The sequence below is a fragment of the Microbacterium sp. CFBP9034 genome (assembly GCF_034045255.1).
Taxonomy (GTDB): domain Bacteria; phylum Actinomycetota; class Actinomycetes; order Actinomycetales; family Microbacteriaceae; genus Microbacterium.
Genome location: NZ_JAXCWC010000001.1, coordinates 1,282,216 through 1,303,805 on the forward strand (window position 1 = coordinate 1,282,216; position 21,590 = coordinate 1,303,805).

Genomic DNA, 21,590 nt, shown 5'->3' on the forward strand with positions numbered 1-21,590 from the left:
GCGTGCACCCTAGGGCCTTCCCAGTCCGAAGTACGTCCAGCCCTCGTCGCGCCAGGCGACGGGGTCGAGGCAGTTGCGGCCGTCGACCATCACACGACGCGCCACGAGCTCACCGACCCGGGCCGGGTCGAGGTGCCGGTAGACGGACCACTCCGTCACCAGCACGACGGCCTCGGCGCCCTGCAGCGACTCCTCGACATCGGCCACGTACGAGAGCTGCGGATGCTGCCGCTGCGCGTTCCCGATCGCCTCGGGGTCGGTGCACACCACGTCCGCGCCGAGGCCGTGCAGGCGCACGGCGACGTCGAGCGCGGGGGAGTCGCGGGTGTCGTCCGAGTCCGGCTTGAACGCGAGTCCGAGCACGACGACGCGTCGTCCGTTGGGCGACCCGTCGAACGAGTCGACGATGAGGTCGACGACGCGCTGACGCCGGCGCAGATTGATCTCGTCGACCTGCTTGAGGAACTGGACGGACTCGCCTCGGCCGATCTCCTCGGCCCGTGCCGCGAACGCCCTGATGTCCTTCGGGAGGCATCCGCCGCCGAAGCCGACGCCCGCGTTCAGGAACCTGCGGCCGATGCGGGCGTCGTGCCCGATGGCGTCGGCGAGCATGGTGACGTCGGCCCCCGTGGCCTCGGCGATCTCGGCCATCGCGTTGATGAACGAGATCTTCGTGGCGAGGAAGGCGTTGGCCGACACCTTGACCAGCTCGGCCGTCGCGTAGTCCGTGACGATCCTCGGGGTGCCGGTGGCCATCGCGGGCGCGTAGACCTCGTCGAGCGTCGCGACGTCGCGGTCGGAGGTCTGGCCGCCGACGCCGTAGACCAGGCGATCGGGCTCCAGCGTGTCCTTGACCGCGAAGCCTTCCCGCAGGAACTCCGGGTTCCAGGCGATCGACGCGCCGCGCTCTTCGACCAGCGGCTGCAGGCGCTGCGCGGTTCCCACCGGAACGGTGGACTTTCCCACCACGAGGTCGTCGGGGCCGAGGTGGGGCAGGAGCGCATTCACCGCCGCGTCGACGAACGTCAGGTCGGCACCCGCGCCGTCCCGGCGCTGCGGAGTGCCCACGGCGACGAAGTGGACTGCAGAGCCGGCGGCCCCCGCCATGTCGGTCGTGAATCGCAGCCGCCCGCTGTCGACGCCCGCACGAAGGAGGTCGCCCAGGCCCGGCTCGAAGAACGGGGCATCGCCGCGCGAGAGGCTCTCGACCTTGGCGGCGTCGACATCGATGCCGATCACCTCGTGGCCGATCGACGCCATCGCCGCGGCGTGGACGGCTCCCAGGTATCCGCAGCCGATCACACTGAGCTTCATTCGGCCTTCCTCCATGACGCGCCCTCGACATACCGTTCGAGGGCCGTCGCTGCATCCTCCGGGGAGAAGCCGGTGGATTCGATCTTGGCGATGTCGAGCACGCTCATACGGGGCCGGGGTGAGACCGGGCCGGTCGCAGACGCGAAGTACTCGTCCGTCCCGATGCCGGTCACCCGGTCGGCGTCGTGACCCGTGAGGCCGAAGACCTTCTGCGCGATCTCCGCCCACGTCATGGCCGCGCCGGATCCGGTCAGGTTGTAGGTCCCGTAGGGCGCGTCAGCGTCGAGCAGGTGACGGATGCCCCGGGCGAGTTCCGCGGTGAACGTCAGGCGTCCGCGCTGATCGTCGACGACCTTGGGGTTCACTCCCCGTTCGGCGAGGCCCGCCATCGTGCCGACGAAGTTCTTGCCCTCGCCGATGACCCACGAGGTCCGCACGACGTAGTGGCGGGAGACGGACTGCACGACGGCGTCTGCGGCGGCCTTCGTCTGTCCGTAGACGCCCAGGGGGGACACCGGGTCGTCCTCGACGTACGGGCGGTCGGAGGACCCGTCGAACACGTAGTCGCTGGAGACGTGAACGAGCGTGATCCCGTTCTCGGTCGCGATCCGGGCGAGCGCGGCGACGCCTGTCGTATTGGCCGCCCATGCCTCCCGACGGCCGTCCGCCGTCTCCGCGAGATCCACCGCGGTGTACGCGGCCGCGTTGATGATGACGCCGTAGTCGCGCCACGGGCGCGCGGTGGCGAGGTCGCCGGCGCTGACGTCGAGGTCGGCCCGCGTGGCGTACTCGACGTGCCGGTCGCCTCCGAATTCTGATCGCAGGGCCCGGCCCAGTTGCCCGTTCGCCCCGAGCACCAGCGTCTTGCGCGGTCCCATCGGCGTGACGTCCGCGAGCCGCGGATGGGCGAGGTCCTTCTCCGAGACCTCCGCGCTGTCGAGGGGGATCGGCCAGGCGATCGCCGCCGTCTCATCGGCGAGGTTGAGGAAGGTGTAGGACGCGTTCGGCGACCAGTGATCGTTCACCAGGTAGACGTAGGCGGTGTCCGGTTCGAGGGTCTGGTACGCGTTTCCGACGCCGCGTGGCACGAAGATGGCCCGTGACGGATCGAGCTCGGTGGTGAACACCGCCCCGAACGTCGGGCCCTCGCGAAGGTCGACCCAGGCGCCGAAGATGCGGCCCGTGGCGACCGAGACGAACTTGTCCCACGGCTCGGCGTGGATGCCGCGGGTGGTGCCGACCGCGTCGTTGAACGAGACGTTGTTCTGGACGGGACCGAAGTCGGGCAGGCCCGCATCGCCCATCTTCCGGCGATGCCAGTTCTCCTTGAACCACCCACGGCTGTCGCCGTGGACGGGCAGGTCCCACATGGTCAGACCGGGGATCGGCGTCTCGGTCGAGCCGAGAGCCTTGCCGAACTCCGCCATCACTGGCCCTTCGAGGCGTAGAACGCCTCGGTGGCGTCTTTGGCAGGGCCCCACCAATCCTCGTGGTCGCGGTACCACTCGATCGTCGCGGCGAGTCCGGCGTCGAAGTCGCCGTACTGGGGGCTCCAGCCCAGCTCGCTGCGCAGCTTGGTCGAGTCGATCGCGTAGCGCATATCGTGACCGGCGCGGTCCGTCACGTGGTCGTAGGCGTCGCGCGGCTGGCCCATGACCTCGAGGATGAGCTCGACCACCTGCTTGTTGTCGCGCTCGCCGTCCGCGCCGATGAGGTACGTCTCGCCGATGACGCCCTTGTCCAGGATGGTGAGCACCGCCGAGGAGTGGTCGTCGGCGTGGATCCAGTCGCGCACGTTCTCGCCCGCTCCGTAGAGCTTCGGACGGATGCCGCGCAGGACGTTGGTGATCTGGCGAGGAATGAACTTCTCGACGTGCTGGTAGGGGCCGTAGTTGTTCGAGCAGTTGCTGATGGTCGCCTGCACCCCGAAGGATCGCACCCAGGCGCGCACGAGAAGGTCGGACCCGGCCTTGGTGGACGAGTACGGCGAGGACGGGTTGTACGGCGTGTTCTCGGTGAACCGGCCCGGGTCATCGAGCTCCAGGTCGCCGTAGACCTCGTCGGTCGAGATGTGGTGGAACCTGGTGCCGTGGCGCCGGGCCGCTTCGAGCAGCGTGTAGGTGCCGATGATGTTCGTGTCCAGGAACGGGCGCGGGTCGTGCAGCGAGTTGTCGTTGTGCGACTCGGCCGCGTAGTGCACCACCGCGTCGTTCTGTGCGAACAGCTCATCCACGATCGACGGGTCGGCGATGTCGCCCTCGACGAGCTCGACCCGATCCGGCGCGAGGCCGGCCAGGGAGGCGCGGTTCCCGGCGTAGGTCAGCTTGTCGAGCACGGTGACGTGGTGATCGGTGTGCTCCACGACGTGGTGGACGAAGTTGGAGCCGATGAACCCGGCACCTCCGGTGACGAGCAGCCGGGCCATCAGTGACCTCTTTCCAGGGTTTCGAGCAGGTAGGTGCCGTAGCCGGACTTCACGAGCTTCTCTGCCCGTGCGCGCAGTTCGTCATCGCTGAGGAATCCCTGTCGCCAGGCGACCTCCTCCGGAACGCCGATGCTCAGACCGGTGCGACGCTGCATGGTGCGGACGTACTCCGCGGCATCCGTCATCTGATCGAACGTCCCGGTGTCGAGCCAGGCCGTTCCGCGAGGAAGGACCTCGACCTGCAGCGAGCCGCGCTCCAGATACGCCCGGTTCACATCGGTGATCTCGTACTCGCCACGGGGGCTGGGCTGGAGGTCGCGAGCGATCTGAACCACGTCGTTGTCGTAGAAGTACAGGCCGGGGACCGCGTAGTTGCTGCGGGGGTGCTCCGGCTTCTCCTCCAGAGACACGGCGCGACCCGCCTCATCGAACTCCACCACGCCATAAGCCTCGGGCTCGGCCACCCAGTAGGCGAACACGGCGCCGCCGTCGACCTCCGCGTAGCGCTTCAGCTGCGTGCCCAGGCCCGGCCCGTAGAGCAGGTTGTCGCCGAGCACCAGCGCGACCTTGTCGTCGCCGATGAAGTCGGCTCCGATCGTGAAGGCCTGCGCCAGGCCGTCCGGCGACGGCTGCACAGCGAACGAGAGATTCACCCCGAAACGGGAGCCGTCACCGAGCAGTCGCTCGAAGAACGGGGCGTCGTGCGGCGTCGTGATCACGAGGATGTCCCGGATCCCCGCCAGCATCAGCGTCGAGAGCGGGTAGTAGACCATCGGCTTGTCGTAGACGGGAATCAGCTGCTTCGACACGCCGAGCGTGATGGGATGCAGTCGAGTCCCGGAACCACCGGCGAGGATAATGCCTTTCACGAGACTCCATCCTGCCATGTCGCCTCCTGCGAGCCTGCAGGGCGTCACGGCGGCTCCCCAGGCAAGCCATCGCTATCCTTGAGCGACCCGCCTCTCCCCGGTGCGTCGGTCAGGAAGGCTTCTCCTCGTGCAGTGGTTCGCGTTCGCCTCGGCGGCCCTGGCGGCCGTCGCCGTCTTCGCCGTCATCGGAGTCCCCCTCGCGTGGATCATCGGCCTTCGGGGCTACTGGCTCGCCGCCGTCGCCCCGGCGTTCGCGGTCACGATCGTGGGCGGCGCCGCGATCGTGGGCACTTGGCTGGGCGTGCCATGGTCGCCGCTCACCGTGCTGCTGGTGGCGGCCGCGGTGGGCCTCGTGCTGGGCGTGGTGCGGTACGCCACCCGCCGTCACGCCCCCCGGCCGGCTCCGCGTCGGCGCTTCGACGGCTGGCTGCTGGCCGGCGGGCTGCTGGCGGCCGTCGTCATCGGCTGGCGGTTCGTCGAGATCATCGGATCGCCCGAGAACATCTCCCAGACCTTCGACAACGTGTTCCATCTGAACGCGGTGCGGTACGTGCTCGACACGGGGAGCGCCTCCTCGCTGACCATCGGGCGGATGACGAACCCGGGGGGAGCGTTGGGGTTCTACCCCGCCGCCTGGCATGGCGTGGTGTCGGTCGTCGCCCAGCTGACCGGTGCGTCGATACCGGTCGCGATCAACGGCGTGACCTTCGCGATCGCCGCCGTGGCCTGGCCGCTGGGGATCCTGCTGCTCGTGCGGACCCTCTTCGGCCGGTCGCCGGTGCTCTCCGTCGCGACCGGCCTGCTCGCGGCATCCCTCCCCGTCTTCCCGTTCCTTCTCATGGACTACGGCGTGCTCTACCCGTATCAGCTCGGCGTCGCGCTGCTGCCCGCGGCGCTGGCCGTGACGCTGCGGCTCCTGCGCATCGTGCCGGGCGCCGTCGCACCGGGGGCCTGGTGGTGGGCCGTCGCCCTGATCGGCATCCTGCCCGGACTTGCGATGGCGCACCCCGGAGCGTTCGTGGCCTGGCTGGCGCTCTCGGCGCCGTTCGCCGTCGTCTTCGTCGTGATGAGCTGGCGCGCGTCGGCGTCGACAGGGTCGCGTTGGCTGATCGCCGGCGGCTCGGTCGCCTACTTGGCTGTCGGCGCCGCCGCCGTCCACTATCTCCGTCCTCCGAGCGAGGCGCGGCTGTGGCCGCTGCAGCGCACGATGGTGGAGGCGGTCATCGAGGTCCTCACGGGTGCCGCGTGGTACCGGACCGCCTCGGCGGTGGCGGCCATCGCCGTCGCCATCGGCATCGTCTGGGCACTCATCCGCCGCTCGCCGGCGTCGATGGCGGCGGTCGGCATATTCGTCGTAGCGGGGGCGCTCTACATCATCTGCGCCGCGCTGCCGTGGCAAACCCTGCGCGACGAGTTCACGGGACCGTGGTACAACAACCTTCCCCGGCTGGCTGCACTTCTCCCGATCGGCATGATCCCCCTCGCGGCCTACGGGGCCGCCTGCACCTGGGCGTTCATCGCATCGAGGACGGCGGTGCGCACGGCGACCGCCAACTGGCCGCGCTGGTCGGCCGTCGGCATCGGCGGCGTGCTCGTGGTGGTGCTCGGCGTCGCGATGCAGGTCGGCGCGGGATCGCCCGTACCGGTCGCGGTGCGCAACGCGTCGGCCGCTTTCGCGTCGGACGCCGACTCGGCCCTGCTCACAGCGGACGAGCGCGCGCTGCTGTCACGCGTGGATGACCACGTTCCGCCGGACGTCGCGATCGCGGGGAGCCCCTGGACGGGCGCCTCCCTCGCTTTCGCGCTCGCGGATCGCCCGGTGCTGATGCCGCACCTGCTCATGGAGAACACCGACGATCTGGTGCGCATCAACGACGGGCTGGCCGATGCCGAGGCCGGCGACGCGGTGTGCCGCGCGGTGGAGGCGCTGGGCGTCGGCTTCGTGCTCGACTTCGGCGGGCGAGAGGTCCATCCGGGCGAGCACGTGTACCCCGGACTGACCGACCTGTCGGACTCGGACGGCCTCCGCCTCGTCGACAGCCAGGGCGACGCCAGCCTCTACGAGATCGTCGCGTGCGATGCCTGAACGCCGGGGGCGCGCATGCCCCGTCGATAGGATGGGTGCACTATGACCGAGACTCAAGATCGAGTCCTGATCATCGTTCCGGCATGGAACGAGGCACGAAACGTCGGCGCCACGATCGGTGAGATTCGCGCGGCGAGCCCGCACTACGACGTCGTCGTCATCGATGACGGATCCACCGACACGACGGCGCAGGCTGCGCGCGACGCGGGGGCGACCGTCATCTCGCTTCCCTTCAATCTCGGCGTGGGCGGTGCGATGCGGACCGGATTCACCTACGCCCAGCGGCGCGGATACCGGCGTGCCATCCAGGTCGACGCGGATGGCCAGCACAATCCGTCCGACATCGATCGCGTGCTCGCCGGCCTCGAACGGGCGGACATCTCGATCGGCGCCCGGTTCGCCGACGTCGGCGACTACACCGTGCGCGGCCCCCGCCGTTGGGCGATGATCTTCCTCGCCCGCGTCATGTCGCGTGTGTCGGGCGTCCACCTGACCGACGCGACGAGCGGGTTCCGCGCCGCCGGCCCTCGCGCCATCGACCAGTACGTGAGCTATTACCCCGCCGAGTATTTCGGCGACACGCTGGACTCGCTCGTCGCCGCCTGCCACGAGGGACTCACCGTGACCCAGGTGCCCGTAGCGATGCGCCCGCGCCTGCACGGCACTCCCAGCCAGGGAACCATCAGTGCGACGGTCTATCTCATGCGTGCCACGTTCGCCCTCACCCTCGCGGTGATGCGGCGACGGTCGACTACGCGCACCGTCGCCGGAGGGAACGCGTGATCGTCTTCTTCGGCATCGCCCTGGCGGTGCTCATCCTGGTCCTCGTCGTGTGGATGCTGGTCACCCGCCGCCTGCGCGAGAAGTACGCGGTGCTCTGGCTGGTCATCGGCCTCGCGGTGCTGATCCTGGGGGTCTTCCCTCAGCTGCTGCTGTGGCTCACCGAGGCGCTGGGCGTGGTCGTGCCCGCCAACCTCCTCTTCTCGCTCGCCATCGTGCTTCTGCTGGGCGTGACCCTCCACCTGTCGTGGGAGCTCTCTCAGGCGGAGGGCGAGATCCGCCGCGTCGCCGAAGAGGCCGCGATCTCGCGCGCAGAGATCGAGCGGCTGGACGCGCGCATCGATCTGCTCACCCGCGACGCGCGGCTCGGCGGAGACGCGGGCGACAAGGCCGCTCCGTGACACGACCGTCGGTGTGGGCGGTCGTCACGTCCTTCCGGCCCGATCGCGGCGTGCTGGCGGCCGTGTCGGCGCTCACCGGCCAGGTCGATGGCGTCGTCGTCGTCGACGACGGGAGCGGGCCTCAGGCCGACGAGGTGCTGGGGGAGCTGGAGCACGCCGGCGTCGCAGTGCTACGCCATGACGAGAACCGCGGCATCGCCGCGGCGCTGAACTCCGGCATCCGTCTCGCTCTCGACAGGGGGGCCGAAGCGGTCGTCACCTTCGATCAGGACTCTCACGTCGGCGACGGATTCGTCGCGGCGCTCGTCGAGACGATGCTCGATCGGGCGCAGTCCGGCCGGCCTGTGGGCCCCGTCGTGCCCGAGTACTTCGCCGGCGTGCGCCAGGTGGCGAAGGTGGAGCGGGACGGCACACTGATCGCACGGCACGCGATCCAGTCCGGGATGCTGCTGGACCGCGGCCTGCTCGAACTGGTCGGCCCGATGCGCGAAGACCTCTTCATCGACCTCGTCGACACCGAGTTCGAGCTTCGCTGCGTCGCTCACGGCCGACCTTCGGTCGCGTCAGCCGGCCTCGTCCTCGCACACTCCCTCGGCGCGAGGTACCAGCGGCTTCTCTTCGGCCGCCGGGTGCGCCTGCCCGGCATCCCGCCCGAGGTGACGTTGAGCACTCCGTTCCGGTACTACTACCGGGTGCGCAACCGGATCGTCGTCAACCGCGCCCACTGGCGCTCGCAGTTCGGCTGGATCGCACGGGACTCGCTGCTCGAGCTCGTCCACTTCGCGAACGCTCTGCTGCTGGCCCGCCCACGCCGCTCCCTCTGGCGCCTGTATCGGCACGCCGTGCGCGATGCCCGCCGGGGCGCGATGGGTCGGATGCCCGACTCCCTCCGCGACGTCGCGAGCGGGATCAGGTGGTCGGCGCCGCGGGAGGACTGACGTCCCGCTCGCGAGCGAGCGCGATCAGCATCCCGATCCCTGGTCCGACCAGCACGGCGAACGACGTCGCCTCCGAGGCCGCGACGCCGAGCGCGACGATGGACGGCGAGCCGAGGCTGGAGCCGGTGATCATCGTGACGATCCCGACCGCCGCGGCCGCGAGGGTGGCGATGAACACGTACCGGTAGCGCTGGGCGGGGATCAGGACGTTGCGGATGAGCGGCGTGGTCGCGGAGAGGAAGAAGAAGGCCACGCCGAACAGCAGGCACGGCACAGGCTCCGCCGCGACCGCCTCACCGAAAAGGAGGCCCGTCGCCCAGGGACCGAGCAGCGCCAGGGCCGCGCCGCCGACGAGCCCCAGACCGGCATGGGCGACGATCGCGATCCGGTGCCGACGCAGCGGGTCCGGATCTGCGGGGTCGAGGACCCAGGCCTGGAACGCATTGCCGCATGCGATGACGGCCATGACGGCCACACGATAGGCGCGGTCGGCCGACGCGAAGGAGCTGGCCTCCGAGGCGGCGAGGCCCGCGGTCGCGATCGGGATCGCCGTCGACCCGTACGCGTTCGCCGTGGCGTCGATCGTGGCTGTGGGAACGAGCGTGCGCAGCACGGTCAGCAGTCCCCGGGGGCGCGCGTCGCCGAGTGCATCGCCGTGCGCGGTCAGCCGCGCGTGGATCGCGAACGCGGGGAGGGTGAACGCGAGGAGCAGCGCGGGGTACCACGCGACCTGGCCGGTGAGGCCCACCAGCGGCAGTGCGAGGAGCGACGCCGCGAGCTTGGGCAGGGCGTCGAACCACATCAGGCCACGCGGATTGCCCTGTCCGATGCAGAACCATGCCGGGGTGAGGCCGCCCAGGGTCATCGCGACGGCGACGAACACCGACTCCCAGCGGTAGGACGGCCCGCACACGAGGTAGGTCGCGACGGCCGCCACGGGGACGGCGATGAGCGAGGTGACCAGTCGGGAGCGGATGCTCTCGTGCAGGATCAGGGCCCGCTCGCGCACATCGGTCGCACGTGCGACGCGCACGGGCCCCACGATGCCCCAGCCGAAGAGCACTCCCACCATGCCCAGGATGCCGATGGACTGCCCTGCCGAGAAGTTCGCCCAGCCGTCGTCGCCCACGACTCGGGATACGACCGGAAGTATGATGAACGGGGCGAGCGCCGAGAGTATCGGCGCTCCCGTGAACCCCGCGAGCCTGAGCATGAGCGACCGCATCGGAAGCAGTCTACGTGCCGGCACCCGCACCTCCCGCTTCGAAGGGCTGTTGACATCGGTACTGAGTCGATGCGTGTGAGCGTGTGCATGGCCACCTACAACGGAGCCGCTTTCGTCGAGCACCAGGTGCATTCGATCCTGTCGGAGCTGCGCGCCGACGACGAGCTGATCGTGGTCGACGATGCGAGCACCGACGGAACCCCGGAGCGGGTCGAGGCGATCGGCGACGGGCGCATCCGGGTCGTGCGCAATCCGCGGAACCTGGGCTACGTCCGCACTTTCGAAGCGGCGATGGCCCTGTCGGACGGCGACGTGGTGCTGCTCGCCGACCAGGACGACGAATGGGTGACGGGGCGCCGCGATGTTCTCGCAGCCGCCGCCGCGTCGACGGGCATCGCCGCCTCGAACCTGGTGATCCTGGGCACGGAGGAGCCGCTGCGCTCTCCGGTGACCGGCCGCCCGTGGCGCCTGCGAGCGAAGTCCTCGCGGCATGCGCTGCGCAACGAGCTGCGCATCCTGGTCGGCGACGCGCCCTACTTCGGGTGCGCGATGGCCGTCCGCCGCGACGTCCTTCCGCTCGTGACGCCGTTTCCCGCGTTCCTCACCGAGTCGCACGACCTGTGGATGGCGACCGTCGGCAATGCCGCCCGATCGCTGCAGCACGTCGAGGAGACGACGCTGCGCCGACGGCTTCACGAGTCGAACGCCTCTTCGCCCCGCCCTCGTGGGGTTCGCTCGGCCGTGGCGTCGCGCGTGATGCTCGTCCGGGCATGGTTCGAGGCCCGGCGACGGGTGCGCGCCGCTCGCTGAGGCGCGGGTTTCGCCGAACGCTCAGGCGCGTTGGATGTCGCCCGGCGGCTCGATCGGCTCGGGGCGCAGCCGCTCGCCGGGCCTGGGCCGGACCCTCAGCATGGCCGGGCGCTCGACCACGACCCAGCTCAGCCATGCGAGGACGAAGGTGACCGCGATCGTGATCAGGATGTACACCGGCATGCCCCACGCTGCGCCGCCGAGCAGCACGGTCAGCTGCTGCACCGGCCACGCGTAGATGTAGAACCCGTAGGAGACGTCGTTCCGCGCAATCCAGCCCGGCTGCGGCACCCACGTCGACAGCGAGAGCAGACCGTACGCCAGCAGAGGGGCCGCGGCCTGTCCGCCCCACCGCGGGACGAGCCAGATGAGGAGGACCGCGCCAGCGAGGGCGGCGAACCCCAGCGCCCGGTTCACGCCGATGCGCTGGATGATGAAGAACATGAGGGAGCCGCCCAGGAAGAAGGGCAGCAGCCGGGCGAACAGCTCGAAGCTCCCGTCGAGCCCGACGCGGGGAGCGGCGCCGATCATCGCCCACAGGCCCACCGAGGCGACCCAGAGTGCGCCGACGAAGACGGGGGAGCGCCGGAACATGGCCAGGAAGCCCAGCACCCAGATCACGATGTAGCAGAGGAACTCGTAGAACAGCGTCCACAGCGAGCCGTTCCAGGCGCCGGGGTACGGCACCGTCTGCAGTGTGGCCCCGATGTCGTAGTGATCGATGTAGAGGGTGATGTTGCCCCACACGTACTGGAACGGCGTGATGGGCGTGGTGAGGAATCCCGCCAGCGACCCCTGCTCCACCAGGAGCGCGATCGGTGCGAAGACGAACGCGGTCACGAGGAGCACGACGATGAACGCGGGGTAGATGCGCGCCACGCGATGAAGCAGATACTCTCCCGGCGACGTGCGCACCCGGCTGCGCGTGATGAGGAACCCGCTGAGCACGAAGAACCCCGCGACGGCCCAGCCGCCGAGGTTCTCGCCCTGGATGCCGGGCCCGGAGCCTTCGCCGGCGATGTACCAGCTGTGCGCGAACAGCACGAGCGCCGCCAGGATCAGCCGGAAGAGGTTGAGGCTGTTGCGGCGATACGGATACGGCGTGCCGCGCAGCGCGGGCGGCAGGCTCACTTGAGGAGGTTCCGCGACGCCATCTCGTCGAGGGATCGCTGATAGGTGTCGCCCTCGACGGGCTCGGTGAGCACCCACTCGACGAAGCGCGCGACGCCGTCGCGGAACGTGGTCGCGGGCGTGAACTCGAGGATGTCGCGCAGTCGCGAGGTGTCGGCGATGTTGTGGCGGATGTCGCCCAGCCGGTAGTTGCCCGTGATGCGGGTGGGGACCTCGGTGCCGAAGGCGGCGAAGAGGGCCTCCACGACCTCGTTGACCGTGGTCGCGACCCCGGAGCCCACATTGAAGACGCCCCCTGCAGCGGCCGGCATCGTCGCGGCACGGAAGGTCGATTCGACGACATCGTCGATGTAGACGAAGTCGCGGCTCTCGAGCCCGTCCTCGAAGATGTTGATCTCCTTGCCCTGCCGGATGAGGGTGGAGAAGATCGACAGGATGCCGGTGTACGGGTTCTTGAGCGACTGGCCGGGCCCGTACACGTTCTGGTATCGCAGCGACACCGGTTCGATCCCGATCGTCGGCGCCACCGTCAGGATGAGGGACTCCTGCATCTGCTTGGTGATCCCATACACGCTGGAGGGGTGGAGCTTCGCGTCTTCGGTCGTCGGGACGAGCTCGATCGCACCTTCCCCGTCGGCGTGCACGTCGAAGTCGCCGGCAGCCATGTCCGCGTCGGCCCGATGCCCGGGGTACACCAGACGCCCGTCGGACGTGCGGTACGCGCCCTCGCCGTAGATCGACCGCGAGGAGGCGATGACCATGCGCCGCACATCGTGCGGCTCGTTCGCGAGGAGATCGAGCAGCTTGGCGGTTCCGCCCACGTTCGCCTCGACGTAGCGATCGATCTCGTACATCGACTGGCCCGTGCCGGTCTCGGCCGCGAGGTGCACGACGATGTTCGCGCCGCGCAGCCCCTGGCGCAGGTCGTCCGTCGACGTCACGCTGCCGGTGATGACCTCCGCGACCCCCTCCAAGGACTTCAGCAGCGGCGACGAGGTCTCCGGGTCGGCGCCGTGGACCTGCGGGATGAGCGCGTCCAGCACCGTGACCGTCCGTCCGGCTGCGACGAACCGACGGGCGAGTCTCGTCCCGATGAATCCGGCGCCACCGGTGATGAGCACGTGGTCGGACATGGAGAACTCCTGATGATGCGGGGGATCGGGCGTCGCGGGTCGCTGTCAGACCGCGAAGATGTGGGCCAGAGCCGATTCTAGTCCGGCGCGGTTCCCGTGCCGGAGGATGCCGGGCAGCTCGGTGATCGCATGAAGCCGCGACATCACGCGGGCTCGGGCGGTCAGCGAGGTCTGCCGCCAGCCGTGCCCCTCCGCGAGGGATCGGGCCTGGGCGTAGTACTCACGCTCATCGCGGAAGCGCCTGCCGTCCAGCAGGGTCTTCTGAGACGCACTGCCCCCGTGCCGGCGATACGAGAACGCGAGGGTCGGGTTGTAGGCGAGCGTCCCCTCCTCGAATGCGATGTCCATCAGCAGCGCCAGATCCTGGATGATCGGCAGCCCGTCGCGGAAGTCGATGCGCCGCAGGGTCTCGGTGCGGAAGGTGAGCGACGGCCAGTACAGCCAGTCGCCGCGAATGAGGCTGGTCGCCATGCGCTGACCGGTCAGCACGGCCACGCCCTGACCGCCGCGAGGGGCGAGGAGTCCCTGCTTCACGCGGTCCACCAGTGGACGCACGACGGTGCCGTGCTCGTCGATGACCTGCACGCCGGGCTGGATGACGTCGGCATGCGGGACGGCGGCGATGGTCCGGCGGATGAGCGAGACGTAGTTCGGGAGCAGCAGGTCGTCGCAGCCGAGGATCGTGAGGTAGTCGCTGCGCGCGCGACGGATGGCCTCTCGGTAGTTCTCGGTGATGCCGAGGTTCACCTCGTTGCGGAGGTACGTGATCCGTGGGTCGTCGAGCTCCGCGAAGAACGCCGGCACCGTGTCATCCGGATAGCAGTCGTCGATGACCACGAGCCGCCAGTCGGGGTCGTCCTGCGCCTGAACGGATCGGACGGTCTCGTAGAGCAGGGGGGGATCGCCCCAGAAGGGGATGACGATGTCGAGAGTCATAGCCTTCCGAGGATAGAAGACGCGGCTGTGAACGACGTCCGCCGAGGCGGGCTCCAAGGTCGCCCGGGTAGGATTCGGACGCGGCGGGGCGCAGTGCCCGCCGCATTCTCCTGCCTCCCGTCAGAAAGTGCGCACCGAATGGATCTCCTCGTCGTCGGCTCCGGCTTCTTCGGCCTCACCATCGCCGAACGGGCTGCGGCATCCGGTCGCAAGGTCACGGTCATCGACCGCCGCCCGCACATCGGCGGAAACGCCTACAGCGAGGACGAGCCGACCACCGGCATCGAGGTGCACCGCTACGGCGCACACCTGTTCCACACCTCGAACCCGGGGGTGTGGGAGTACGTCAATCGCTTCACGTCGTTCACGAACTACGTGCACCGCGTCTACACGAACCACAAGGGCGTCGTGTTCCCGCTGCCGATCAATCTCGGCACCATCAACCAGTTCTTCCAGGCGGCGTACACGCCCGACGAGGCGAAGGCCCTCGTTCACGAGCTCGCCGGCGAGTTCGACGCGAAGGATGCCGCGAACCTCGAGGAGAAGGGCATCGCGCTGATCGGGCGCCCCCTGTACGAGGCGTTCATCCGGGACTACACCGCCAAGCAGTGGCAGACCGATCCCAAGGAGCTGCAGGCCGAGATCATCAGCCGCCTCCCCGTGCGCTACAACTACGACAACCGCTACTTCAACGACACGTGGGAGGGTCTTCCCACGGACGGCTACACCGCGTGGATCGAGCGGATGGCGGATCACCCGAACATCGAGGTGCGCCTCGACACGGACTACTTCGACGAGTCGCAGCCCCTGAACAAGAGGGCGACTGTGGGGCAGCTCCCGGTCGTCTACACCGGTCCGGTCGACCGCTACTTCGACTACGCGGAAGGAGCACTGTCCTGGCGCACGCTCGACTTCGAGCGGGAGGTGCTCGAGGTCGGGGACTTCCAGGGCACCTCGGTGATGAACTATGCGGACGCGGATGTCCCGTACACCCGCATCCACGAGTTCAAGCACTTCCATCCCGAGCGCGCCGACCGGTATCCCACGGACAAGACCGTCATCATGCGCGAGTTCTCGCGGTTCGCCACGCGCGAGGACGAGCCGTACTATCCCGTCAACACGCCCGAGGACCGTGCCGGACTGCTCGCCTACCGCGACCTCACCGACGGGGAGAAGGACGTCTACTTCGGCGGACGCCTCGGCACGTACCAGTACCTCGACATGCACATGGCGATCGGGTCGGCGCTGTCGATGTGGAACAACCAGCTCGCCTGAGCCGGGGCTGCCCGCGTGTCATCGCCGGCTTACTCGTCGAGGACGGCTTCGATCTCGTCCGCGAGGTAGGGCGCGATCGTGCGGACGTACGTGTCCGTGAGGTGGCGTCCGTCTCGGTAGACGACCGCATTGCCGATGACAGGACGGCACAGGTCATCGCAGTAGAGACGTGTGAGATCGACGACATGTGCATTCTCGGCGATCGCCGCAGCCTCCCGCACACCGTCGGGCGGGAGCACTTCTGACGCCGGGAGCGCGCACTCCTCCGCGGCTCGGAGGTGCTCTCGCACGACGCAGTCGACGGTGGAGGGCGGCATGCGGGGATTGTCGACGAGGGCGATGACAGGAACGGACGTGCTCGAACGGGCGTCCCAGGCTGACGCCATGCCGTCGACGACGGCTGACATCGCCGCTGCAGGATTGGCCATGTCGATCTCGTCCGCCAGTGACCGGCGTGCCTTCACCGCGACGATGGCGTCGAGATCATCCTGGGTGCCGATGTACTCGCCGAGGTTCGACCGCCACTGCTCGCACGCATCGGTCAGCTCCTGTGACTTCTGTCGCAAGTCGTGGTCGGTCCAGTAGCACGACGCGCGACTGGCCAGATCGATGCGCCAGCCCCGCTCAGCCGCGATGACCTCGAGCGCACTGAGCAGCGCCTTCGCGTGGGAGTCGCCGACGACCAGTAGGCGTCGCTCGTAGTCCTCGGCGTCGCCGATCGTGCAGACGTTCAACGTGGCGTCCGGGCCGTTCGACCAGCAGTCCGGCCGCGGCTCGAGATCGTCGGGGGCATCCTCAGGGGCGGGGAGGAGGACCCCGTCGAGCGAAGGATCGGAGCACTCGGTATCGACCATGGCGCCCGCGCCGAAGCAGGGCAGGTTCTGCGAGGTGATCTCTGCGACGAGCGCCCCCCGCTCCTCCGCCTGCCTCGCCTCGTTCACGAGCACAACGACCGGAACCGCGGCGACGATGATCATCCCGAGACCCACGACCAGGGCCACCGTGAGCGGGCGCGCCTGCCCGAGAAGCCTCGGCGAGAAGCGGATGCGATCTTCCCAGAACCTCGTGGAGAGCCAAGCGGCGACGAGAGTCGCGGCGAGGATCGCCAGTTTCTCGACAGTGGTCAGCGGGTGACCGGTGATGTAGGGCAGGAGAACGATCGGAGGCCAGTGCCAGAGATACACGGCGTAGGAGATCCCGCCGACCACCGCGATCGGCCTGAGGCTGCCGATCTTGGTTGCGAAGGTGGCGGCACCCGCGTACAGCACGAGCGCGGTGCCGAGGACCGGCAGCGCGGCAGCGTATCCGGGAAAGGGCGTATCCGGGCCGTAAGAAGCGATCGCGACGATGATCATCGCGAGACCGGCGGCCGTGACAAGCGTCGCGAGCCCCCTGCGCCGAAGGGCCGGTGCCATTCCGACCAGACCGCCGACACCGAACTCCCACAGTCGCGTCGCGGTGGAGAAGTACGCCGTCGACTCCGACCAGGTCGTCAACCACACGCTGTACACGAAGGAGAGGACAGTGAGGGCGGTGAGCCCGATCATGATCGACCGTACGAGTGAGAACCGGAGCATGCGGGCACCGGCGGCGATCAGCATCATGATGAGCGGCAGTGCGATGTAGAACTGCTCCTCGACCGACAGCGTCCAGAAGTGCTGCACCGGTGAGGCGATGTTGTCGGCGGCCATGTAGTCGACGCTGTTCTGAGCGAGAGCCCAGTTCTCGACGTAGAAGACCGATGCGACGACCTCGCGGAGGGTCTGCGCGAGTGCCGGGGGCGGCATGACGAGGATCGCCGTCGCGGCAGTCAGACCCAGCACGAGAAGCGCCGCGGGGAGCAGTCGCTTGGCTCGGCGTGCCCAGAACCGTCCGACGGCGATCCTTCCTGACGCGTCGATCTCGCGAATGAGGTGCGAGGTGATCAGGAAGCCGCTGATGACGAAGAAGACGTCGACTCCGACATAGCCGCCTGTCAGGCGATTGGGCCAGAGGTGGAACAGCACGACCGCCAGAACGGCGAGCGCGCGCAGCATCTGGATGTCGGGCCGGAACGCATTCCCGTCGGGGCGGCTCGCGCTGCGGCGGATTCGCGCACGTTTCCCTTGCGGGTCGACGAAAACAGGCGTGTCGACGAGTCTCTCGGAGGAGCTAGCCGGAGCGGCCATGCCCTCTCCAATCGTTATGCAACCTGCACATCATAGGGCACGGACGCTCGGCGTCGTCTCCATGCGGATCGGGGGTCTCGCCGGTGCCGGCAAGGCATTCGCGGCGGGTCATAGACTCGCATCGTGACCACAGCCGCCGTCGGAGCGCCCGGATCGCCGAGGCGGTACTTCCACTCCCTGTGGCTGCTCTCTGCCCGCGACCTGAAGGTCCGCTACTCGACAAGCGCCCTCGGCTACCTGTGGTCGGTGCTCGATCCGCTCGTCATGAGCGCGATCTACTGGTTCGTCTTCACCCAGATCTTCCAGCGCACCGTCGGCCACGCGCCGTACATCGTGTTCCTCATCACGGCGCTCCTCCCGTGGGTCTGGTTCAACGCCGCCGTCTCCGACTTCACACGCGCCTTCAGCAAGGACGCCCGCCTCGTGAGGTCGACGGCGATCCCGCGCTCCATCTGGATCAACCGCATCGTGCTCTCGAAGGGCATCGAGTTCCTGTGCTCGCTGCCCGTGCTGGTGCTGTTCGTCGTCGGCGCCGCCTTCAGCGACACACCCGTGCAGCTCAATTGGGGACTCCTCCTCTTCCCCGTCGGGGTGCTGCTCCAGACCGTGCTGCTGGTCGGGCTCGGACTGCTGGTCGCGCCGCTGTGCGTCATCTGGACCGACCTCGAGCGCACCACCAAGCTGATCCTGCGAGCGCTGTTCTACGCCTCGCCGGTCATCTACGGCGTGTCCGATCTGCCGGGCGCCTTCGAGACGCTGGCGGCGTTCAATCCGCTGTCCGGCATCTTCGCGCTGTACCGGGTCGGCTTCTTCGCCGAGGAGTGGGACCCCTGGGTCGTCGGCGTCAGTGCGGTGATGAGCTTCGCTTTCCTCGCCCTCGGGCTGTTCGTTTTCCGGCGGCTCGAGCGCCCCCTCCTGAAGGAGCTGTGATGACGGCGTCCGATCTCGCCATCCAGGTCGTCGATCTCGGCGTGCGCTTCCGGCGCAACCGCCGCGGGCGCCGGAGCATCAAGGATCTGTTCGCCGACTCGTCGCGGCGCAGCAAGCCGGGCGAGTTCTGGGCCCTTCGCGACGTCAGCTTCGACGTCCGGCCCGGAGAGTCCATCGGCGTCGTCGGCCGCAACGGGCAGGGCAAGAGCACGCTGCTGAAACTCGTCGCCGGCGTGCTGCTCCAGGACGAGGGCACCGTCTCGGTGAACGGCGGCGTGGCGCCGCTCATCGAGATCACGGGCGGGTTCGTGGGCGATCTGACCGTCCGCGAGAACGTCCGCCTCGCTGCCGGGCTGCACGGAATGCCCCGCGCGGAGGTGTCACGGCGATTCGACGGGATCATCGAGTTCGCGGAACTCCGTGAATCCATCGACACGCCTTATAAGCATCTCTCCAACGGCATGAAGGTGCGGCTCGCATTCGCGGTCGTGTCGCAGCTCGAGGAACCGATTCTGCTGGTCGACGAGGTGCTCGCCGTCGGCGACAAGGCCTTTCGCGAGAAGTGCTACAAGAGGATCGACGAGCTGCTGGCCGACGGGCGGACCCTCTTCTTCGTCAGCCACAGCGAGCGGGATCTGCGGCGCTTCTGCACCCGGGGGCTCTACCTCGACAAGGGCGGTCTGGTCATGGACGCCCCGATCGCCGAGGTGCTCGACCGGTACAACGCCGACTACGCGGTGTGACCGGACGCCTCGCCGTTCGTACAGCGGACCTTCGGGAAGACCTCCGTTAGGATGCTGGAGGCCCCGGTTCCTCGCGGCCAGGAATCCCCAGCCGTCACGTCTGCTCGTCCCGCTCCTCCGTCGGGTCTGAGGAAAGTCTCCCCATCATGCGCCTGTTCGTCCAGATCCCCTGCCTCAACGAGGAGGCGACGCTCCCCATGGTGCTCGCGGGCATCCCCAAGCAGATCGACGGCGTCGACGAGATCCACATTCTCGTGGTCGACGACGGCTCGTCGGATCGGACCGTGGAGGTGGCGCGCGCGCTGGGAGTCGAGCACTTCGTCTTCCACACCCGGAACATGGGGCTCGCTCGCTCGTTCCGCGACGGCGTCGACTACGCGCTGCAGCACGGCGCCGACATCGTCGTCAACACCGACGGCGACAATCAGTATCCGCAGGAGCGCATCGCCGACCTGGTGCAGCCGATCCTCCACGGGGAAGCGGACATCGTCATCGGCGACCGCCAGACCAAGACGATCGCGCACTTCTCGCCGTTCAAGAAGCTCATGCAGGGCATCGGCAGCAACGTCGTCAACTTCGCGGCGGAGACCGATCTCCCTGACGCGGCCAGCGGCTTCCGCGCCTATTCGCGTGAGGCCCTCGTCCGGCTGAACGTCGTCACGCAGTTCAGCTACTGCATGGAGACGATCATCCAGGCGGGGAACAAGCGCCTTCGTATCGCGAGCGTCGCGATCACGACCAACCCGAAGACGCGTGAGTCCCGCCTCTTCAAGAACATCTTCCAGCACATGGGTCGCTCGGCCCAGGCGATCATGCGCAGCTACATCATGTTCAAACCCCACGCGGTGTTCCTGACCTTGGGGCTGATCTTCCTCGTCGGTGCGCTGATCCCGTTCGGGCGATTCCTGGTGCTCACATGGATGGGTGTCGCTGGCGATCACATCCAATCGCTCATCCTCGGATCGGCGATGCTGGTCGGTGCGCTTCTCAGCATCGCGCTCCTCGTGATCTCCGACATGCTCAGGACCAATCGCACGCTGGTGGAAGACGCGCTCGAGCGCATCAAGCTGCTCCAGTACGCTCCCGATCGGCAGCTCGACCCCAAGGTGGGGGCCGCTCAGGATGCTGCCCGTCATCCGTCTCTGGCCGTCAGCGCAGAAGCCGTCGAAGCCGTCCTGAGCCGTCACGACGCCGGCGGTGGCGGCGACACTTCGGAGGCGCCCATCGCCCGTGAGCACGAGGTCGATGAAAGCCTCACCGCGGCCGCCGGATCGCAGCCCGACCTCCGCGAATCAGCGTCGTCGCACTGACTGACGCTCCGCAGCCCCCGATAATTCAGGAGACCGCGTGCTGAACACGCTCAAACGCATTGCCAAGGATCTGCTCGCGATCACGTGGATCCGGCGTGTCTACGAAGTCGTGAACCGGGTCGTCCTGGAGAGCTTCGGTTCGAGCAGGTTCCTTACGCACTTCTGGTACTTCGTCAGCTTCATCACCTTCAACCGGGAGCAGTCGGCGGTGCTGCGCGGGCGTCGGGACTACTACCGGAACAAGCGTCGCGAGCGACTCACCCACGTCGAGCTCCGACGCAACATCCACCGCCTGGAGAAGGGCCTCATCATGCGGCCGCGGCGCGATGTGTTCGCGCGGGACTACATCACCGAGACCATCGAGTTCTACGAGGACGCTGTGGCGCAGTACCGCACCGCCCCGAGCACGATGGAGCAGAGCGAGATGGACTGGGCTCACGACGTGCTCACGGAGTACTTCCGCGTCGCCGTCGGGGAGGACGCCACCATTGCCGCGGCGCGCGCACGCTTCGACGCGGCCGCGCACGCGGGCGAGTTCACCGGCAAGATCCCGTATGTCAAGAAGGCCCTCTCGGAGATCGACTACGAGGGTCTCGAAGACCTGGTGATGCAGCGGCGCAGCGTGCGCTGGTTCGAGCAGCGTCCGGTGCCGCGGGAGCTCGTCGACAAGGCTCTGCTGCTCGCGCGTCAAGCGCCGACCGCCTGCAATCGGCTGCCGTACGAGTTCCGCATCTTCGACGACCCGGAGCAGGTCCGCACCGTGTCGTCCATCCCCTTCGGTACGGCCGGCTACGGTCACAACATCCCGGCGATCGCCGTCGTGGTCGGAAAGCTCGAGTCGTACTTCAGTCCGCGCGACCGGCACGCGATCTACGTCGACAGCTCCCTCGCGGCCATGCAGTTCATGCTCGGGCTCGAGACCCTCGGTCTCAGCTCGTCCGTCATCAACTGGCCGGACTTCGAGCCCCTCGAGCGCAAGATGCAGAGCACGCTCGGGCTTGCGCTGACCGATCGCGTCGTCATGCTCATCGCAATCGGCTACGCACACCCCGAGGGCATGGTGCCCTACTCGCAGAAGAAGGAACTCGACACCTTCCGCCGGTTCAACTGACGCGC

At 68.4% G+C, this 21,590-nt stretch carries 19 protein-coding genes; 10 read left to right on the forward strand and 9 right to left on the reverse strand.

Features of this window, described 5'->3' with window-relative positions; translation table 11 throughout:
* Positions 1-9: 9 nt before the first annotated feature.
* From SOM19_RS05745 to rfbA, 4 genes are read right to left on the reverse strand one after another with little or no spacing between them, the layout of a single operon-like run.
* On the reverse strand, positions 10-1,314 hold the full coding sequence (locus SOM19_RS05745; protein WP_320485589.1) for a UDP-glucose dehydrogenase family protein: 1,305 nt from the start codon (positions 1,312-1,314) through the stop codon (positions 10-12).
* The gene (locus SOM19_RS05750) at positions 1,311-2,741 is read right to left on the reverse strand and encodes a bifunctional dTDP-4-dehydrorhamnose 3,5-epimerase family protein/NAD(P)-dependent oxidoreductase (RefSeq protein WP_320485590.1); all 1,431 of its coding nucleotides are present in this window, start codon (positions 2,739-2,741) and stop codon (positions 1,311-1,313) included. Before SOM19_RS05750 ends, SOM19_RS05745 begins: the two co-directional genes overlap by 4 nt.
* Complete coding sequence (gene rfbB, locus SOM19_RS05755; protein ID WP_320485591.1) at positions 2,741-3,739, reverse strand: dTDP-glucose 4,6-dehydratase; 999 nt, start codon at positions 3,737-3,739, stop codon at positions 2,741-2,743. The genes SOM19_RS05750 and rfbB overlap by 1 nt, the downstream gene beginning before the upstream one ends.
* A complete protein-coding gene (gene rfbA, locus SOM19_RS05760) occupies positions 3,739-4,608 on the reverse strand; it encodes a glucose-1-phosphate thymidylyltransferase RfbA (protein ID WP_320485592.1) in 870 nt (289 codons plus the stop codon). The genes rfbB and rfbA overlap by 1 nt, the downstream gene beginning before the upstream one ends.
* A gap of 127 nt (positions 4,609-4,735) precedes the next feature.
* Between rfbA and SOM19_RS05765 the strand changes: the two genes are divergently transcribed.
* Genes SOM19_RS05765 through SOM19_RS05780 form a run of 4 tightly spaced genes read left to right on the forward strand, consistent with a single transcriptional unit; the run spans position 4,736 to position 8,813 of the window.
* Positions 4,736-6,694 (forward strand): DUF6541 family protein, encoded by a 1,959-nt coding sequence (locus SOM19_RS05765; protein WP_320485593.1) that lies wholly within the window; start codon positions 4,736-4,738, stop codon positions 6,692-6,694.
* A gap of 42 nt (positions 6,695-6,736) precedes the next feature.
* Positions 6,737-7,477, forward strand: a complete 741-nt coding sequence (locus SOM19_RS05770; RefSeq protein WP_320485594.1) for a glycosyltransferase family 2 protein — start codon at positions 6,737-6,739, stop codon at positions 7,475-7,477.
* Positions 7,474-7,875 (forward strand): DUF2304 domain-containing protein, encoded by a 402-nt coding sequence (locus SOM19_RS05775; RefSeq protein ID WP_320485595.1) that lies wholly within the window; start codon positions 7,474-7,476, stop codon positions 7,873-7,875. The genes SOM19_RS05770 and SOM19_RS05775 overlap by 4 nt, the downstream gene beginning before the upstream one ends.
* A complete protein-coding gene (locus SOM19_RS05780; protein ID WP_320485596.1) occupies positions 7,872-8,813 on the forward strand; it encodes a glycosyltransferase in 942 nt (313 codons plus the stop codon). The genes SOM19_RS05775 and SOM19_RS05780 overlap by 4 nt, the downstream gene beginning before the upstream one ends.
* Here the strand turns inward: SOM19_RS05780 and SOM19_RS05785 are convergent.
* Positions 8,785-10,038 (reverse strand): lipopolysaccharide biosynthesis protein, encoded by a 1,254-nt coding sequence (locus SOM19_RS05785; RefSeq protein WP_320485597.1) that lies wholly within the window; start codon positions 10,036-10,038, stop codon positions 8,785-8,787. The two genes, SOM19_RS05780 and SOM19_RS05785, sit on opposite strands and share 29 nt — an antisense overlap.
* 87 nt (positions 10,039-10,125) lie before the next feature.
* Between SOM19_RS05785 and SOM19_RS05790 the strand changes: the two genes are divergently transcribed.
* Positions 10,126-10,848: a glycosyltransferase gene (locus SOM19_RS05790; protein ID WP_414683628.1), complete on the forward strand. Its 723-nt coding sequence runs from the start codon at positions 10,126-10,128 to the stop codon at positions 10,846-10,848.
* 21 nt (positions 10,849-10,869) lie between these two features.
* On the opposite strand, the gene SOM19_RS05795 is transcribed toward SOM19_RS05790, so the two are convergent.
* The 3 genes from SOM19_RS05795 to SOM19_RS05805 are packed head-to-tail and all read right to left on the reverse strand — an operon-like array spanning position 10,870 to position 14,048.
* Positions 10,870-11,979: an acyltransferase family protein gene (locus SOM19_RS05795; RefSeq protein ID WP_320485599.1), complete on the reverse strand. Its 1,110-nt coding sequence runs from the start codon at positions 11,977-11,979 to the stop codon at positions 10,870-10,872.
* Positions 11,976-13,112 carry an NAD-dependent epimerase/dehydratase family protein gene (locus tag SOM19_RS05800; protein WP_320485600.1) on the reverse strand — a complete coding sequence of 379 codons (1,137 nt, stop codon included), beginning with the start codon at positions 13,110-13,112 and terminating at the stop codon, positions 11,976-11,978. Before SOM19_RS05800 ends, SOM19_RS05795 begins: the two co-directional genes overlap by 4 nt.
* Positions 13,113-13,157: 45 nt before the next feature.
* On the reverse strand, positions 13,158-14,048 hold the full coding sequence (locus SOM19_RS05805) for a glycosyltransferase family 2 protein (protein ID WP_320485601.1): 891 nt from the start codon (positions 14,046-14,048) through the stop codon (positions 13,158-13,160).
* 138 nt (positions 14,049-14,186) lie between these two features.
* On the opposite strand from SOM19_RS05805, the gene glf reads away from it, so the two are divergent.
* Positions 14,187-15,323: a UDP-galactopyranose mutase gene (gene glf / locus SOM19_RS05810; RefSeq protein ID WP_320485602.1), complete on the forward strand. Its 1,137-nt coding sequence runs from the start codon at positions 14,187-14,189 to the stop codon at positions 15,321-15,323.
* A 29-nt stretch (positions 15,324-15,352) separates the two neighbouring features.
* Here the strand turns inward: glf and SOM19_RS05815 are convergent, their stop codons facing one another.
* The gene (locus tag SOM19_RS05815; RefSeq protein ID WP_320485603.1) at positions 15,353-17,491 is read right to left on the reverse strand and encodes an acyltransferase family protein; all 2,139 of its coding nucleotides are present in this window, start codon (positions 17,489-17,491) and stop codon (positions 15,353-15,355) included.
* A 123-nt stretch (positions 17,492-17,614) separates the two neighbouring features.
* Here SOM19_RS05815 and SOM19_RS05820 point away from each other — a divergent pair, with 123 nt between their 5' ends.
* From SOM19_RS05820 to SOM19_RS05835, 4 genes are all read left to right on the forward strand, one after another.
* Positions 17,615-18,421, forward strand: coding sequence for an ABC transporter permease (locus SOM19_RS05820; RefSeq protein WP_320485604.1), 807 nt, complete (start codon positions 17,615-17,617; stop codon positions 18,419-18,421).
* Positions 18,421-19,164 (forward strand): ABC transporter ATP-binding protein, encoded by a 744-nt coding sequence (locus SOM19_RS05825; protein ID WP_320485605.1) that lies wholly within the window; start codon positions 18,421-18,423, stop codon positions 19,162-19,164. Before SOM19_RS05820 ends, SOM19_RS05825 begins: the two co-directional genes overlap by 1 nt.
* A 146-nt stretch (positions 19,165-19,310) precedes the next feature.
* Positions 19,311-20,474: a glycosyltransferase family 2 protein gene (locus SOM19_RS05830; RefSeq protein WP_320485606.1), complete on the forward strand. Its 1,164-nt coding sequence runs from the start codon at positions 19,311-19,313 to the stop codon at positions 20,472-20,474.
* 37 nt (positions 20,475-20,511) lie between these two features.
* Positions 20,512-21,585, forward strand: a complete 1,074-nt coding sequence (locus SOM19_RS05835; RefSeq protein ID WP_320485607.1) for a nitroreductase family protein — start codon at positions 20,512-20,514, stop codon at positions 21,583-21,585.
* Positions 21,586-21,590 lie beyond the last annotated feature (5 nt).

What these genes read in the sequence shown, in the direction of transcription:
- SOM19_RS05745 (WP_320485589.1), bottom strand. Translation starts at nt 1,314, where the DNA reads ATGAAGCTCAGTGTGATCGGCTGCGGATACCTGGGAGCCGTCCACGCC.
- SOM19_RS05750 (WP_320485590.1), bottom strand. Translation starts at nt 2,741, where the DNA reads ATGGCGGAGTTCGGCAAGGCTCTCGGCTCGACCGAGACGCCGATCCCC.
- rfbB (WP_320485591.1), bottom strand. Translation starts at nt 3,739, where the DNA reads ATGGCCCGGCTGCTCGTCACCGGAGGTGCCGGGTTCATCGGCTCCAAC.
- SOM19_RS05770 (WP_320485594.1), top strand. Translation starts at nt 6,737, where the DNA reads ATGACCGAGACTCAAGATCGAGTCCTGATCATCGTTCCGGCATGGAAC.
- SOM19_RS05785 (WP_320485597.1), bottom strand. Translation starts at nt 10,038, where the DNA reads ATGCGGTCGCTCATGCTCAGGCTCGCGGGGTTCACGGGAGCGCCGATA.
- SOM19_RS05790 (WP_414683628.1), top strand. Translation starts at nt 10,126, where the DNA reads ATGGCCACCTACAACGGAGCCGCTTTCGTCGAGCACCAGGTGCATTCG.
- SOM19_RS05800 (WP_320485600.1), bottom strand. Translation starts at nt 13,112, where the DNA reads ATGTCCGACCACGTGCTCATCACCGGTGGCGCCGGATTCATCGGGACG.
- SOM19_RS05805 (WP_320485601.1), bottom strand. Translation starts at nt 14,048, where the DNA reads ATGACTCTCGACATCGTCATCCCCTTCTGGGGCGATCCCCCCCTGCTC.
- glf (WP_320485602.1), top strand. Translation starts at nt 14,187, where the DNA reads ATGGATCTCCTCGTCGTCGGCTCCGGCTTCTTCGGCCTCACCATCGCC.
- SOM19_RS05815 (WP_320485603.1), bottom strand. Translation starts at nt 17,491, where the DNA reads ATGGCCGCTCCGGCTAGCTCCTCCGAGAGACTCGTCGACACGCCTGTT.
- SOM19_RS05825 (WP_320485605.1), top strand. Translation starts at nt 18,421, where the DNA reads ATGACGGCGTCCGATCTCGCCATCCAGGTCGTCGATCTCGGCGTGCGC.
- SOM19_RS05830 (WP_320485606.1), top strand. Translation starts at nt 19,311, where the DNA reads ATGCGCCTGTTCGTCCAGATCCCCTGCCTCAACGAGGAGGCGACGCTC.